Here is a 15,593-nt window from a genome sequence, read left to right on the forward strand (position 1 = left end):
AATTTATAATCTTAGAACTTTGCCCTTTTAAACTTTCCAAACCTTTATACCTTTCTAACTTGACAACCTTTCTAACTTTCAAACTTTTTTAAGCGTTTCCCTTTTGTAAACTAAAATAGAGTTAGTACTTTTGCCCAAACCTAAGAATAATGAAAAACACCAAATATGTTTTTGTAACAGGAGGGGTAACTTCTTCACTTGGAAAAGGAATTATCGCTGCTTCTTTAGCAAAATTACTACAAGCTCGAGGCTATTCTGTTACCATTCAAAAACTTGACCCATATATCAATATAGATCCTGGAACTTTAAACCCTTACGAACATGGAGAGTGTTATGTAACTGACGATGGAGCTGAAACAGATCTAGATTTAGGACATTACGAGCGTTTTTTAAATATTCCTACTTCACAATCTAACAATGTTACAACTGGTAGAATTTACCAATCGGTAATAAATAAAGAAAGAAAAGGTGAATTTTTAGGCAAAACAGTACAAGTAATTCCGCATATTACCGACGAAATTAAAGATAGAATTCAAATTTTAGGGAATACTGGAGATTACGATATTGTAATTACTGAAATTGGTGGAACCGTTGGAGATATTGAATCGTTGCCATATGTAGAATCTGTGCGCCAATTATTATGGGAATTAGGACACGAAAACGCAATTGTTATTCATTTAACATTAGTTCCATATTTAGCTGCTGCTGGAGAATTAAAAACAAAACCTACACAACATTCTGTTAAAATGCTAATGCAAAGTGGAGTAAGTCCAGATATCTTAGTGTGCAGAACAGAACATGAAATTTCAGATTCTATAAAAAACAAATTAGCTTTATTCTGCAACGTAAAAAAGGAAGATGTTATTCAATCTATTGATGCTGAAACTATTTACGATGTTCCTAACTTAATGTTAGAACAAGGATTAGATAAAGTAGTTCTTAAAAAATTACAATTACAAGACGATAAACAACCTGATTTAAAAATATGGAATGCCTTTTTAAAGAAATTTAAAAATCCTAAAAATACGGTTGAAATTGGTTTAATTGGAAAATATGTTGAATTACACGATGCTTATAAATCAATTTCTGAAGCATTTATTCACGCTGGAGCACAAAATGAAGTAAACGTAAATATAAACTGGATTCATTCTGAAGATTTAACAATTAAAAACGTTCCAAATAAATTAAAAAAATTAAATGGAATTTTAGTTGCACCAGGTTTTGGAGAACGCGGTATTGAAGGAAAAATTGAAGCGGTTCGCTACGCAAGAGAAAACAATATCCCTTTTTTAGGGATTTGTTTAGGAATGCAAATGGCAGTAATTGAGTTTTCAAGAAACGTTTTAGGTTATAAAGATGCGAATTCCGTTGAAATGGATAGTGAAACACCACATGCGGTAATTGATTTAATGGAAGAACAAAAAAACATTGTTAATTATGGTGGAACTATGCGTTTAGGAGCTTGGGATTGTTCTTTAATAGAAGGAAGTAAAATTAAAAACATCTATAAAAAAGAACTCATTAGCGAAAGACACCGTCACAGATACGAGTTTAACAATTCGTATTTAAAACAAATTGAAACTGCTGGAATGATTGCAACAGGTACAAACCCAGAAACAAATTTGGTTGAAGTTGTTGAAATCCCTTCTCACCCATGGTTTGTTGGTGTGCAATACCATCCAGAATATAAAAGTACAGTTTTAAACCCTCACCCTTTATTTATAGATTTTGTAAAAGCTGCTTTGGAACATTCTTTGAACTAATATAGAATACTTAATAAAAACTAATTATTAACGTTACTTTTAGTACTTTTGTCGGGCTTTTTAAAATTTTTTAAAAAGTAAATGACAAATTGACATTTAATTATACACATGGAACAAAAGAAATTCGATTTTAATTCACTTATAGGTTTTGTGCTTCTTGGCGCTATTATGTTATGGTGGATGTACAGCAATCAACCAACGCCTGAAGAACAAGCAGCTAAAGAAAAGGCAGCTGAAATAGAAAAAGTTGAAGCTACAAAAGCAACTACAAATACTGCAACTTTTAACGATACTACCCAAACAACATCGCAAGCTGCAGATTCTTTATCTTTAGTAAAAGCGAAAGGTCAATTAGGTGATTTTGGGTATTCTGCAACAATTGCTGAAGGTGAAACAATTTTAGAAAATAATGTTCTAAAATTGGTAATCTCTAATAAAGGTGGACAAATTAAAGAAGCATTAATAAAAAATTATGTTACCTATGATTCTTTACCTTTATATATTGTAAAAGATCAAAACGCTTCTTTCAATATTAATTTTGGAACTTCAGAAAACAGAATCTTAAATACAAAAGATTTAATGTTTGAGCCAACAATAACAACAGATGGATCAAACGAAGTGCTTTCAATGAAATTAAAAGTTTCTGATTCTAGATATTTAGAATACCGTTATGAAATGAAACCAGATGAATATATGGTTGATTTTAATATACGTTCACAAGGTTTAAGCACTTCGCTAAACTCAGCACAACAAATTACATTAGATTGGAGTTTAGATGGTTTTAGTCACGAAAAAAGTATTCGTTACGAAAATCAACAAACAGAAATGTATTATGAAAAAGGTGATGAAGATATAGATTACCTTTCGGTTGGTGGTGAAGATGATGCCGAAGAAACTGATGTAAATTGGGTGGCTTTTAAGCAACACTTCTTTTCAGCAATCTTAATTTCAGACAAAGCATTTGATAGCGCTAAATTAACCTCTGTTACTTTAACTAAAGACGAAGAAATAGATACTGTTTTTACAAAAGCATTTGCTTTAAAAGCTCCTTTAACTTTAGATGGGGGAGAATTTAATTATAATATGAATTGGTATATTGGACCCAACGACTACCAAATTCTTAAAAAATACGATAGAAATATTAAAGAAATTGTAAATCTAGGTTGGGGAATTTTTGGTTATATAAACCGATTAATTTTTGTACCTGTTTTTAATTTTCTTCAAGGTTTTATTGGTAATTATGGTATTATTATAATTTTACTAACCATTGTAGTTAGAATTATAATGTCACCCTTGGTATATAAATCCTACTTATCAAGTGCAAAAATGAAGGTGTTAAAACCTGAAATGGAAGAAATTAATAAGCGTTTACCAGGAAAAGAAAATGCAATGAAACGTCAGCAAGAAACAATGGCTGTACAAAGTAAAGCTGGTGTTAGTCCGCTTTCTGGTTGTATTCCTGCGTTATTACAAATGCCGGTATTCTTCGCATTATTTAGATTTTTCCCTTCTAATATAGATTTACGTCAGAAAGGATTTTTATGGGCAGATGATTTATCTTCATACGATTCTGTATTTGAACTTCCGTTCCACATACCAATGTATGGATCACACATTAGTTTATTTCCAATATTAGCTTCTGTAGCAATTTTCTTTTATATGAGAATGAGTCAGAGTCAGCAAATGGGGATGCAACAACCTACGCAAGAAGGAATGCCAGATATGCAAAAGATGATGAAAATGATGATGTATCTTTCTCCTGTTATGATGTTAATTTTCTTTAATATGTATGCAAGTAGTTTAAGTTTATATTACTTTGTTTCTAACTTATTAACTATTACTATAATGTTGGTTATTAAGCATTATATTATAGATGAAGAAAAAATTCACGCTAAAATTGAAGAAAATAAAAAGAAACCAAAAAAAGAAGGTAAGTTTAGAAAACGTATAAATGATGCTATGAAACAAGCACAGGAACAACAAGCTAAGCAAAAGAAACGATAAAACATACCATTTGTTAATTTCTAAGTCCTTTTGTTTTTTCAAAAGGACTTTTTATTTACATTTATGTTTTTACAAACCCAAAACTATTATATGGCAGCTTTAAAAAGTTCATATAAAATAATTGTTCAGCATAATATTATTATCGAATACCATAAAGGTAATATAGATGTTGATTCCTATATTAAATTTAAAGAAAAAACATTTAATGATAAAGACTTTAAAACGGGTCTCAATTACCTTATTCATTTTAAAAATGTAAATTTCTTTACTCCGCAAGAGGACATAAAAAAATTTGTAAATTTTATTAAAAATAACGCTCCTAAACTGGGTAAAAGAAAAGTAGGTTTTGTCACCAGCACGCCCAACCAAGTTGTTACAACCACCATTTATAAAACAATGTTAGCTGATGTTGAGCAACAAGTTGCTGTTTTTTCTACAATAGATACTGCTTTAAACTGGTTGACTTCTAATCCTTTAAATACGAAAGAATTAATTGAAGTAGTTAAAGCTACAGAAAAAAAAGTTGAAGGGTAATTAACCAAAAATCGTAAAATTCTATACTTTTACTACGTTTTAAGATTTAGTTTAGTCGCTAAGATAAAAACATTATAAAACTAACTCGATTTCCCAATTTTAAATCAGCATATGAAATTTACATTTAAATACATTTTAATTTCTGTAATAGCTTTTTCTATTTTTTCTTGCTCCAAAGAAAGTGAGAGTACATTGCCAATACCAGATAAAAGTATAAAAACCCTAACCATATTTCATATAAACGATCAACACGGACAATTAAATAATTTTGCAAAAATAAAAGATATCGTAGCTAAAGAAAAAATGGAAACGAACGTTTTATTAGTTTGCAGTGGAGATATTTTTTCAGGAAATCCAGTGGTAGATAATCATCCTCAAAAAGGATTTCCTATTATTGATTTAATGAATAAAACTGGTTTTGACATTGCTGTTATTGGCAACCACGAATTTGATTATGGAGAAGCCATTTTAAAAGATAGATTCAACCAATCTCAATTCGATTGGATTTGCGCTAATGTTGATATGAATAACAGCGAAATTCCAGAACCCGCTGAATATAAAACAATTTCAATAGATAATTTAAAAGTAACTTTTTTAGGCTTGGTAGAAACCAATGGAAAAGACAACGATATTATTCCTTCAACACATCCTTGGAGAGTGCAAAATTTAACTTTTGAGAAGTACCAAAACGTAATTAGCAACTACGCGCAACTTAAAGAAACTGAAAATTCTGATTTGTATGTTGCTCTTACACATTTAGGAGAATCAACTGATTTTAATATTGCTAACAATTTTCCGTATTTTGATTTAATAATTGGAGGTCATTCACACACTAAAGTGAATACTACTATTAATAATATTCCAATATATCAAGCAGGTTCTAACTTAAATTACCTAGGTAAAATTGAATTAGAGCTTGAAGATAAAAAAATAAAAAAATCAACTTATACATTAATCGACTTAACTAATTACCAAGATTATGATAGTACTTTAAAAGATTTAATTAATATGTATAATGTAAGTGCAAATTTAAATGAAGTTATTGGTTTTTCTGAAGCTTATCATAATAGATCTAGCGTTGGCAGTTTTTATACTGATGCGCTAAGAAATGAAATGAATGTTGATATTACTTTCCAAAATACTGGTGGTGTTAGAAGTGATTTAGATGAAGGCGATATTTTAAAAAGTGAAATTTATAGTATCGATCCTTTTAATAATGGAAGTGTAACTTACACAATGACTGTTGCTGAAATTAAAAACTTTTTGAAAGGTAGTAAAGCATCGGTTTATTATTCTGGTGTTTTAATTGAACAAGAAAACAACACAATTATTATTAAAAATAAAAACAATCAAGTTTTAGATGATAGCCTTACATTAACCATTGGTTTAAATGATTATATACCTGCCGTTTACGATAACTATTTCACTAAAACTCCAACATTTTTATCAAATACAACCGCTGAAACCTTAATAAATTATCTTGAAAACACAACAGCTCCAATAAATTACACACAAGTAAATAGTTACTTTAAATATCAATAAATGCAAAATATCATTTCTACTTAGGTTAGTTAAAAAAACAAGATTTAGGACCATGTCATACCTGCAAAAACAGGTATCTACAAATTGTTATTGGAAAATACTACAGGTTTTAGATTTTTTATTGACGGCTGTTATAGATTCCTGCTTTCGCAGGAATGACACTATAAAATCAACACATCAATTTTCTTAAGCTGAAATAATTCTGAAAAACCTGTCCTTTAACGATTTAAAAAAGCAAGTACATTTTTTTCAATCCTTTTATTAATATTACTTAAATCAGATTTTACAAAAGTTTCTCCAGTAATTTTTTCATATAATTCAATATATCTTTCAGAAATTTCTAGAATTTTTTCATCGGTCATTTCAGGAACTTTTTGTCCTTCTAAACCTTGAAAATCATTAGCAATTAACCACTGTCGTACAAATTCTTTAGACAGTTGTTTTTGAGCTTCTCCTTTTGCTTGTCTTTCTTCATATCCTTCCGCATAAAAATAACGCGAAGAGTCTGGGGTATGAATTTCATCAATCAATAAAATTTTTCCGTCTTTAGTTTTTCCAAATTCATATTTTGTATCCACTAAAATTAAACCTCTTTCTTCAGCAATTTCGGTACCTTTTTGAAATAAATCACGTGTATATTTTTCCAATACTTCATAATCTTCTTTAGAAATTATCCCTCTAGCAATAATGTCTTCTTTGGAAATATCTTCATCGTGATCACCATCTTCTGCTTTTGTAGCAGGAGTAATTATCGGCTCAGGAAACTTATCATTTTCTTTCATTCCTTCTGGCATTAAAACTCCGCAAAGCTCTCTTTTACCTGCTTTATATTCTCTTGCGGCGTGACCAGACATATAGCCACGAATTACCATTTCTACTTTAAAAGGTTCACATAAATGTCCAATAGCAACATTTGGGTCTGGAACTGCAATAATCCAATTTGGAACAATATCTTTGGTTGCCTCCATCATTTTTGAAGCAATCTGATTTAAAATTTGTCCTTTATAAGGTATTTGCTTTGGCATTACAACATCAAATGCAGAAAGTCTATCTGATGCAATCATCACTAAAATTTCATCATTAATATTATAAACTTCTCTAACTTTTCCTTTATAATAAGATTTCTGTTTTGGGAAATTATAATTCGTATTGTTGATTGTATTGCTCATTATTTTAAATATTTATCTATTAACTTGTTCAATTATAACATTGTGTTTGAAACGCCTATAAGATTTTTCTCTTACAAGATTCTATTCATTCCCTACTGTCAAACTTTTATACGCTGAAATTATTTCTTTTACTAATCTATGTCTAATTACATCTTTTTCATCTAAATGCACAAATGCAATACCTTTAACATTCTTAAGCGTTAAAATTGCTTCCTTTAAACCAGAAACTTGTCGTCTTGGTAAATCTATTTGACCTGGATCACCATTAATAACAAATTTTGCGTTTTTTCCCATTCTGGTTAAAAACATTTTCATTTGGTTATGCGTTGTGTTTTGCGCTTCATCTAAAATTACAAAAGCATTATCCAAGGTTCTCCCTCGCATAAATGCTAATGGTGCAATTTGAATTACTCCTTTTTCTATATAAGAATCCAACCTTTCAAAAGGAATCATATCTCTTAAAGCGTCATATAAAGGTTGCATATAGGGATCTAATTTTTCTTTTAGATCTCCCGGTAAAAAACCTAAATTCTCACCCGATTCCACTGCCGGACGAGTTAACACAATCCTCCTTACTTCTTTCTCTTTCAAAGCTTTAACTGCTAATGCAACAGCTGTATATGTTTTACCTGTCCCTGCAGGACCAATAGCAAAAAGCATGTCGTTAACATCCATTAATTCAACCATTTTACGCTGGTTTACAGTTTGTGCTTTTATTAACTTTCCACCAACACCATGTACCAAAATGCCATCTGCCAATTTAGAACTTTTATGTTCCTTACCATTTGAAGTTAAAATACGTTCTATACTATTTTCGTCTAATTTATTGTAACGGTTAAAATATTTAATAAGCATCTCCACCCTTTTTTCAAACTCATCTAAAATAATTGGCTCACCATAAATTTTTAAACTAGTACCGCGAGCAACTATTTTAAGTTTTGGATAATACCTACGTAAAATATCTACGTTTGAGTTCTGAGTACCAAACAAATCGCTTGGATTTATCTCTGTTAATTCAATTATACGTTCGTTCAAATGTAAAATGTGTTAAGTTTAATTCAATAAAATGTACATAAAATAACCGAATAATTGATTAGATTTGCATAACAAATTTAAATATATCAAATAACAATAATTAAGACTTTTCAAATAAGTTTTAAACATTTTATTAAGTATATTTAATTGCTATTCATTAAAAAAAATTGTGCAAATATTATATGTCAATAATTACATTAACTACTGATTTTGGGACAAAAGACCATTTTGTTGGTTCTGTAAAAGGCACAATTTACAGCGAATTACCCGATGCTCGCATTGTTGATATATCACACCATATTGCTCCATTTAACATAACAGAAACGGCATATATTTTAAAAAATGCTTACAAAGGATTCCCTGACGGAAGCATTCATATAATTGGAGTAGATTCAGAGTTAAATGAAGAAAACAAACATATTGCTCTTAAATTGGACAATCACTATTTTATATGTGCAAATAATGGTGTAATCTCACTATTAACTGCTGAAATTAAACCTGAAAAAATAGTTGAAATCAATATTCACGATCGTGTAGAAACAAGTTTTCCTGTCTTAGATATTTTTGTAAAAGTAGCTTGCCATATTGCCAGAGGTGGAACTCTTGAAGTTATTGGAAAAATAATTAATGATGTAAAAAAATTAATAGAATTACAACCGTTTATATCTAGTGACAATGCTTCAATTTCTGGAAATATAATTTATATTGATAATTATGGAAATTCTATAAGTAATGTTTCAAAAAAATTATTTCAAGAAGTTGGTAAAGGACGCAATTTTGAAATAACTGCAAATAGATATACTTTTAAGAAAATTTATTCAAAATATAGTGAATTTGTTGATTTTTCTATACCAAAAGAAATGCGTCAAAAAGAAGGAAGCAGGTTGGCATTATTTAATTCTGCAAATTATTTAGAAATTGCAATTTACAGAAGCAATTTAAATACAGTTGGTGGCGCAGCTTCTTTACTTGGTTTAAATTACAGAGATAAATTAACTATTAATTTTATTTAAAATTCAACTATGTTTGTTCGCATTGTAAAAATGAGTTTTGAAGCTTCTAATATTGAAACATTCCTTCAAAATTTTAATAACAACAAAGAAAAAATACGAAATTCTAAAGGCTGTCGTTTATTAGAGTTATACAGAGATAAAGAAAAACCAACAGTTTTTTTTACATATAGCTATTGGGAATCTGAACAAGATTTAGAAAATTATAGAAATTCTGATTTTTTTAAAACCGTTTGGGCTAAAACAAAAAAATTATTTAATAAAAAACCCGAAGCCTGGAGTGTTGATAAACTCTTTACTTCTGAAAAGATTTAACTTTAAACCTTTAATAAAAAAAATGTTACCCATCTTAAAAAAAGAACTTTCTTCCTTTTTTTCTTCTCCAATTGCATACTTGGTAATAGCTGTTTATTTAGTGATAAACGGATTATTTCTTTGGGTTTTTGATGGCGACTATAACATTTTGCATGCTGGTTTTTCCGATTTAAGTAGCTACTTTTTTTTAGCTCCCTGGATTTTTATTTTTTTAATTCCTGCAATAACAATGCGCAGTTTTTCTGATGAATTTAATGCTGGAACTATTGAAATTTTAAGAACAAAACCACTAACCGACTGGCAATTAATTTTAGGTAAATATTTTGGAGCATTAATTTTGGCTGTTTTAGCAATAGCACCAACACTAATTTATGTATTTAGCTTATATCAACTAGGAAATCCTATTGGAAATATTAATATTGGAACAACCATTGGTTCTTTTTTAGGCCTGTTATTTTTGGCGAGCGCTTATACTTCAATTGGCATATTTGCTTCCACACTTTCTAACAATCAGATTGTTTCTTTTATAATTGCCGTTTTTAGTTCGTTTTTCTTATTTTATGGTTTCGAAGCTATGGCAACCTATACACTATTTGGGAATTCAGATTATTTAATTCAAAAAATTGGAATGAATAGCCATTATAGCAGTATTGGTAAAGGGGTTTTAGACACACAAGATTTGCTCTATTTTATTTCGGTTACAGTCTTTTTTTTATTTTTAACTAAACTTAGAATACAACATGAAAAATAAGTATTCTAAAATAGTAGTTTTTCTAATAGGAATAATCATAATAAACTACATTAGTTCAAAGGTTTATAAGAGGTTCGACTTAACTGAAGACAAGCGCTATACCTTATCTAAAACAACTGAAAACATTATAACGAATGTTGATGAAATTATTATTGTTAAAGTATATCTTGAAGGTGATTTTCCTGCGGAATTTAAACGCCTTCAAATTGAAACAAAACTACATCTGGAAGAATTAAAAAACCGTAATAAAAACATACAATTCAGATTTATAAATCCGATTGATAATGCTCAAAAATTAATAGAAAACGGACTAGAACCAAGCAGATTGCAAGTTGAAGAAAACGGTAAACTATCTGAAATTGTATTATTTCCTTTTGCTGAAATAAATTATAAAAACAAAACGGAATATGTTTCTTTATTGAAAGATATTTTTTCTAATTCGCAAGATGAGCAATTGGAAAGTTCTATTCAAAATTTAGAATATGCTTTTGCAAATGCCATTCATAAACTAACAACTAAAAAATCAAAAAAAATAGCTGTTTTAAGAGGTAAAGGAACATTAGAAGATGTTTATTTATTCGATTTTTTAAAGAAATTAGGTGAGTACTATTACCTCGCTCCTTTTTCCATAGATTCCGTAGCTAAAGAACCTCAAAAAACGTTAAAACAACTTACTACTTTCGATCTTGCAATAATTGCAAAACCAACAGAAAAATTTACTGAAGAAGAAAAATATGCACTAGATCAATATGTAATGCAAGGCGGAAAAACATTGTGGATGCTAGACAATGTACAAGCAGAATTAGACAGCCTAATGCAAACCGGAGAATCTTTAGTATATCCAAGAGATTTAGGTTTAACCGATTTACTTTTTAATTATGGTGTAAGAATTAATCCAGATTTAGTAAGCGATTTATACAGTTCTCAAATTACATTGGCAACCGGAAATATTGGAAACAAAACACAATTTAATAATTTTCAATGGAATTATTTTCCATTGGCTAATTCTTTAAATAACCATCCTATAAATAACAATATTGCTCCTGTAAATTTTAAATTCACCAATAGTATAGACACCTTAAAAAATAGTATTTCCAAAACTGTTTTATTACAAAGTTCTCCACTTTCAAAAATTATAGGAACTCCCACAATTATTTCATTAAAAAGCATCAGTCAAAAACCAGATCCTGCTAATTTTTCTAACGGAGATAAACCATTAGCTGTTTTACTTGAAGGCTCTTTTAAATCTGCATACTACAATCGTGTAAAACCTTTTAATTTAGCTAATTACAAAGAAATTGGCACAGCTACTAAAATCGTTGTAATTTCAGATGGTGATATTATTGCAAATGAAATTGTAAATGGACAACCTATTGAATTAGGTGTTCATAAGTTTACAAATCAACGCTTCGGAAATAAAGACTTTTTACTAAATACTATAAATTATTTAGTAGACGATTCTGGTTTAATAAACCTACGTTCCAAAACCATAAAAATAGCCTTTTTAAACAAACAAAAAGCGTATGAAGAAGCTTTTAAATGGCAGTTAATTAATATCCTTTTTCCTTTGGTTATTTTAGGTGTTTTTGGGCTTACATTTAACTCTTTCAGAAAGAAAAAATACAGTTAAATTTCTAAAACCTTCTTCTTAAAAATTTGTTAAAATTAAAACCTCTTTGTTTATAGGGGTTTATATAAGTTATATTTGTTACAAAACTTAAATAGAACTATTATGCTAAAAAAATTATCACTCTTACTATTATTTGTTGGTTTAACAGCAACATCTTATGCGCAAATTAAAACACCACAGCCAAGTCCTGCTGCAAAAATGGAACAAGTTGTTGGTTTAACCGACGTTTCTGTTGAATACTCGCGTCCTGCTATGCGAGGTAGAACAATTTTTGGAGATTTAGTGCCTTACGGAGAAGTTTGGAGAACTGGTGCAAATGCCAATACAAAAATAACTTTTGGCGATAATGTAACTATCGACGGCCAAGAATTGAAAAAAGGAACATATGCAATTTTCACAATTCCTAATGAAACATCTTGGGATGTGATTTTTTATAGCGATTCCAACAATTGGGGAGCTCCTCAAAAATGGGATGAAAGTAAAGTTGCCGCAAAAACTACCGCTAAAGTTGAAGAAATGCCGATGTCTATCGAATCTTTCACACTAACTTTTGATGATGTAAAAACAGGTTCTGCTATTTTAGGAATGCTTTGGGAAAATGTTTATGTAGGTGTTACTTTTGAAGTTCCAACAGACAAAATTACTTCTAAAAGTATTGAAACTGTAATGGCTGGACCATCTGGAAACGATTACTTTCAGGCAGCGTCTTATTACCACGCAGAAGGTAAAGATTTAAAACAAGCGTTGGCTTGGATGCAAAAAGCAACTGCTGGAGACAATCCTCCGTTTTGGTATTTAAGAAGAATGAGCTTAATTCAAGCTGATTTAGGTGATAAAGCCGGAGCAATTGCAACTGCTAAAAAATCTTTAGAAGGTGCTATGAAAGCTAACAATGCAGATTATGTTAAAATGAATAAAGAATCAATTGCAAAATGGCAAAAATAATGACAAAATTTAAATTAACTCTTGTATTTCTATTAGTAGCAACAATAACATTTGCTCAAAAAAGTCCTAGAAAACAAGCTACTGGAACAATCGGAAAAGTAGCCGTAACTGTAGATTATGGCGCGCCAAGCGTAAATGGAAGAACTATTTGGGGAGAATTAGTGCCTTATAATAAAGTTTGGAGAGCTGGTGCTAATGAAAACACTACAGTAAGTTTTAGTAAAGAAGTTACTATTAAAAACGCAACAGTTCCGGCAGGAAAATATGGATTATTCTTAATTCCTTCTGAAGAAGGTGAATGGATAGTTATTTTTAGTAAAAAAAATGACGCGTGGGGGTCAAATGGATATAATGAGAAAAATGATTTGTTACGCATTAAATTAAGAGCTAATACAGCTGCTAAAAGTACAGAACAAATGACTTTCTCTATTGATAAGGATAACGGAATTTTATTTAATTGGGACAAAGTGCTATTACTTATTCCAGTTCAATAATTAAATATACTTACTATAAAAGTCTGCCTAAATGTTTTAAAAACTTTTAGACAGACTTTTTTTAATTACCATCCACTACCATTTTTTCAATAAAAATTACTCCAACATTTTTAAATAATCACTTTCAGAAATAATTGGAATTCCTAAAGTTTCTGCCTTTGCTAATTTGCTTGGCCCCATATTTTCACCTGCAATAACATAAGTCGTCTTTTTTGAAATAGAACTTGCTACTTTACCTCCATTATCTTCTATAGATTTTTTTAAATCATTTCTATTAAAAATTGTAAAAACACCAGAGACTACAAATATTTTATCTTTTAAAATTGTTGTAATATTCTCTTGCGATTCTGCCGACATTTCTAACTGAACGCCATACGATTTTAATCGTGACACCAATTGAATATTAACCAAGTTTGAAGAAAAATCAATAACACTTTGTGCTATTCTATCACCTATTTCATCAACGGTGACTAGTTCTTCAAATGTAGCTTTCATTAAATTATCTATAGATTTAAAATGTTTTGCCAGTTTTTTTGCTACGGTTTCACCAACAAATCTAATCCCCAAAGCAAATAGCACTTTTTCAAAAGGAATATTTTTAGAGTTTTTAATGCCTGCAATAATATTTTGAGCAGATTTTTCTGCCATACGTTCTAATGGAATAATCTGATGCTCTTTTAATTCATACAAATCGGCATAATTATTAATTAAACCTTCTTTAAAAAGTAATTCAATAGTTTCAGCTCCCAAACCGTCAATATTCATTGCTTTTCGGCTAATAAAATGCTGAATTCGTCCAGTAATTTGGGTTGGACAACCGTACTCATTTGGGCAATAATGCTTGGCATCACCCTCATTTCTAATCAATTCCGTATTACAATCTGGGCAATGAGTGATATAATTTGTAGGTTCAGAATTTAAAGGTCTTTTACTTAAATCTACACCAACAATTTTTGGAATAATTTCACCTCCTTTTTCAACATAAACAGTATCTCTTGCTCTAATATCTAATTTTTCAATTTGATCAGCATTGTGTAATGAGGCTCTTTTTACAATAGTTCCAGCAAGTTGTACAGGTTCTAAATTAGCCACAGGAGTAATTGCTCCCGTTCTACCAACTTGGTAGGTAATTTCATTTAAAACAGTACTTACTTGCTCAGCTTTAAATTTATATGCAATTGCCCAACGTGGGGATTTTGCTGTATAACCTAATTCTTCTTGCTGTGCTAACAAATTTACTTTAACAACAATTCCATCGGTTTCATAGGGTAAATTAAAGCGTTCCATATTCCATTTTTCAATAAAATCAAAAACCTGGTTTATAGATGAGCAAACTTCCATAGCTTTTGGAACTTTAAAACCCAATTCTCTTGCAAATTCTAAAGTCTCAAAATGCGTATCTTTTATATGTTTATTAGAAACAATATGATACAATAAACAATCTAACGGACGCTTGGCAACCTCACCACTATCTTGCAATTTTAAACTTCCACTAGCAGTATTTCTAGGATTTCTGTAGGGTTCTTCCCCAATATCAATGCGTTCTTCGTTCATTTTATTAAAACCATCTAAAGGCAATATTATTTCACCTCTAATCTCAAAATCATCAATAAATGATTCTTTTAAAACCAAAGGAATAGACTTTATTGTTCTAATATTTGCAGTTACTTCATCACCTTCAAAACCATCTCCACGAGTTACCGCACTTACTAATTTTCCATTTTGGTACGATAAATTTATAGAAGCTCCATCGTATTTTAATTCACATGTATATTCAACGTCCTCTGAACCCAGCATTTTTTTAATTCTTTTTTCCCAATCCTCTAAATCTTCTTTTGAATAAGAATTAGACAAAGAATACATTCTGTTTTTATGAACAACTGTATTAAAATTTTTAGTAATTGAACCACCTACTCGCTGTGTTGGAGAATTAGCGTCAAAAAATTGTGGATTTTCAGTTTCTAACTTTTCAAGTTCTTTTAACTTTATATCAAATTCATAATCAGAAATCACAGGTGCATCTAATACATAGTAATTATAATTATGCATTCTTAATTCATCTCTAAGCGCATTAATTTGTTGTTCAATCGTATTTGACATATTTTCTAAATTCTTGGCTAAAAGTAATCATATTTTTTAAAATTTAAATGTTGAAATTTCATTAAATAATACTGCCTAACTAATATTAATATGTAACTAAAGTGACATTGTAATCTGACTTTTATCATAAAAATGTTTATGCAACTAAAGTAACTTTACTAAATATTTAAAAGACTATTTCAATATGTCTTAAATTAAAAATAAAACTAAACTATTAAAAATGAAAAACTTACTTATTTTAGGCGCTGGAACTTCAGGTACAATGATGGCAAACCATTTACTACCGAAACTATATAAAGAT

The 15,593-nt window shown here is 29.8% G+C and carries 13 protein-coding genes; 10 read left to right on the forward strand and 3 right to left on the reverse strand.

Going from position 1 to position 15,593, the window contains the following annotated elements; translation table 11 throughout:
• The first annotated feature begins 149 nt into the window (after positions 1-149).
• The 4 genes from AB1Z17_RS10030 to AB1Z17_RS10045 all read left to right on the forward strand — a co-directional run bounded on the left by AB1Z17_RS10030 (position 150) and on the right by AB1Z17_RS10045 (position 5,843).
• Positions 150-1,763, forward strand: a complete 1,614-nt coding sequence (locus AB1Z17_RS10030) for a CTP synthase (protein WP_368051665.1) — start codon at positions 150-152, stop codon at positions 1,761-1,763.
• Between the two features lie 108 nt (positions 1,764-1,871).
• A complete protein-coding gene (yidC, locus tag AB1Z17_RS10035; protein ID WP_368051666.1) occupies positions 1,872-3,767 on the forward strand; it encodes a membrane protein insertase YidC in 1,896 nt (631 codons plus the stop codon).
• A gap of 90 nt (positions 3,768-3,857) precedes the next feature.
• Positions 3,858-4,301: a hypothetical protein gene (locus tag AB1Z17_RS10040; RefSeq protein WP_368051667.1), complete on the forward strand. Its 444-nt coding sequence runs from the start codon at positions 3,858-3,860 to the stop codon at positions 4,299-4,301.
• 111 nt (positions 4,302-4,412) lie between these two features.
• Positions 4,413-5,843, forward strand: coding sequence for a bifunctional UDP-sugar hydrolase/5'-nucleotidase (locus AB1Z17_RS10045; RefSeq protein ID WP_368051668.1), 1,431 nt, complete (start codon positions 4,413-4,415; stop codon positions 5,841-5,843).
• A 218-nt stretch (positions 5,844-6,061) separates the two neighbouring features.
• On the opposite strand, the gene AB1Z17_RS10050 is transcribed toward AB1Z17_RS10045, so the two are convergent.
• Positions 6,062-7,012 (reverse strand): phosphoribosylaminoimidazolesuccinocarboxamide synthase, encoded by a 951-nt coding sequence (locus tag AB1Z17_RS10050; protein ID WP_368051669.1) that lies wholly within the window; start codon positions 7,010-7,012, stop codon positions 6,062-6,064.
• A gap of 81 nt (positions 7,013-7,093) precedes the next feature.
• Complete coding sequence (locus AB1Z17_RS10055) at positions 7,094-8,047, reverse strand: PhoH family protein (protein ID WP_368051670.1); 954 nt, start codon at positions 8,045-8,047, stop codon at positions 7,094-7,096.
• Positions 8,048-8,229: 182 nt separating this feature from the next.
• On the opposite strand from AB1Z17_RS10055, the gene AB1Z17_RS10060 reads away from it, so the two are divergent.
• The 6 genes from AB1Z17_RS10060 to AB1Z17_RS10085 all read left to right on the forward strand — a co-directional run bounded on the left by AB1Z17_RS10060 (position 8,230) and on the right by AB1Z17_RS10085 (position 13,192).
• Positions 8,230-9,060 (forward strand): S-adenosyl-l-methionine hydroxide adenosyltransferase family protein, encoded by an 831-nt coding sequence (locus AB1Z17_RS10060; protein WP_368051671.1) that lies wholly within the window; start codon positions 8,230-8,232, stop codon positions 9,058-9,060.
• A 9-nt stretch (positions 9,061-9,069) separates the two neighbouring features.
• Positions 9,070-9,372: a putative quinol monooxygenase gene (locus tag AB1Z17_RS10065; protein ID WP_368051672.1), complete on the forward strand. Its 303-nt coding sequence runs from the start codon at positions 9,070-9,072 to the stop codon at positions 9,370-9,372.
• A 22-nt stretch (positions 9,373-9,394) separates the two neighbouring features.
• Positions 9,395-10,123, forward strand: coding sequence for a gliding motility-associated ABC transporter permease subunit GldF (gene gldF / locus AB1Z17_RS10070; RefSeq protein ID WP_368051673.1), 729 nt, complete (start codon positions 9,395-9,397; stop codon positions 10,121-10,123).
• The gene (gene gldG, locus AB1Z17_RS10075; RefSeq protein ID WP_368051674.1) at positions 10,113-11,753 is read left to right on the forward strand and encodes a gliding motility-associated ABC transporter substrate-binding protein GldG; all 1,641 of its coding nucleotides are present in this window, start codon (positions 10,113-10,115) and stop codon (positions 11,751-11,753) included. Before gldF ends, gldG begins: the two co-directional genes overlap by 11 nt.
• Before the next feature lie 102 nt (positions 11,754-11,855).
• Positions 11,856-12,698 carry a DUF2911 domain-containing protein gene (locus AB1Z17_RS10080; RefSeq protein WP_368051675.1) on the forward strand — a complete coding sequence of 281 codons (843 nt, stop codon included), beginning with the start codon at positions 11,856-11,858 and terminating at the stop codon, positions 12,696-12,698.
• On the forward strand, positions 12,698-13,192 hold the full coding sequence (locus tag AB1Z17_RS10085) for a DUF2911 domain-containing protein (protein ID WP_368051676.1): 495 nt from the start codon (positions 12,698-12,700) through the stop codon (positions 13,190-13,192). The genes AB1Z17_RS10080 and AB1Z17_RS10085 overlap by 1 nt, the downstream gene beginning before the upstream one ends.
• 96 nt (positions 13,193-13,288) lie before the next feature.
• Here AB1Z17_RS10085 and ligA read toward each other — a convergent pair whose 3' ends face one another.
• A complete protein-coding gene (ligA, locus tag AB1Z17_RS10090; RefSeq protein ID WP_368051677.1) occupies positions 13,289-15,292 on the reverse strand; it encodes an NAD-dependent DNA ligase LigA in 2,004 nt (667 codons plus the stop codon).
• Positions 15,293-15,593: the final 301 nt, after the last annotated feature.

Source organism: Lutibacter sp. (assembly GCF_040883305.1).
In the GTDB taxonomy this organism is placed as follows: Bacteria; Bacteroidota; Bacteroidia; order Flavobacteriales; family Flavobacteriaceae; genus Lutibacter.

Coding starts and splice junctions, on each gene's coding strand:
- AB1Z17_RS10065 (WP_368051672.1), top strand. CDS start 9,070: ATGTTTGTTCGCATTGTAAAAATGAGTTTTGAAGCTTCTAATATTGAA.
- ligA (WP_368051677.1), bottom strand. CDS start 15,292: ATGTCAAATACGATTGAACAACAAATTAATGCGCTTAGAGATGAATTA.
- gldF (WP_368051673.1), top strand. CDS start 9,395: ATGTTACCCATCTTAAAAAAAGAACTTTCTTCCTTTTTTTCTTCTCCA.
- yidC (WP_368051666.1), top strand. CDS start 1,872: ATGGAACAAAAGAAATTCGATTTTAATTCACTTATAGGTTTTGTGCTT.
- AB1Z17_RS10085 (WP_368051676.1), top strand. CDS start 12,698: ATGACAAAATTTAAATTAACTCTTGTATTTCTATTAGTAGCAACAATA.
- AB1Z17_RS10045 (WP_368051668.1), top strand. CDS start 4,413: ATGAAATTTACATTTAAATACATTTTAATTTCTGTAATAGCTTTTTCT.
- AB1Z17_RS10060 (WP_368051671.1), top strand. CDS start 8,230: ATGTCAATAATTACATTAACTACTGATTTTGGGACAAAAGACCATTTT.
- AB1Z17_RS10050 (WP_368051669.1), bottom strand. CDS start 7,012: ATGAGCAATACAATCAACAATACGAATTATAATTTCCCAAAACAGAAA.
- gldG (WP_368051674.1), top strand. CDS start 10,113: ATGAAAAATAAGTATTCTAAAATAGTAGTTTTTCTAATAGGAATAATC.
- AB1Z17_RS10040 (WP_368051667.1), top strand. CDS start 3,858: ATGGCAGCTTTAAAAAGTTCATATAAAATAATTGTTCAGCATAATATT.
- AB1Z17_RS10030 (WP_368051665.1), top strand. CDS start 150: ATGAAAAACACCAAATATGTTTTTGTAACAGGAGGGGTAACTTCTTCA.
- AB1Z17_RS10080 (WP_368051675.1), top strand. CDS start 11,856: ATGCTAAAAAAATTATCACTCTTACTATTATTTGTTGGTTTAACAGCA.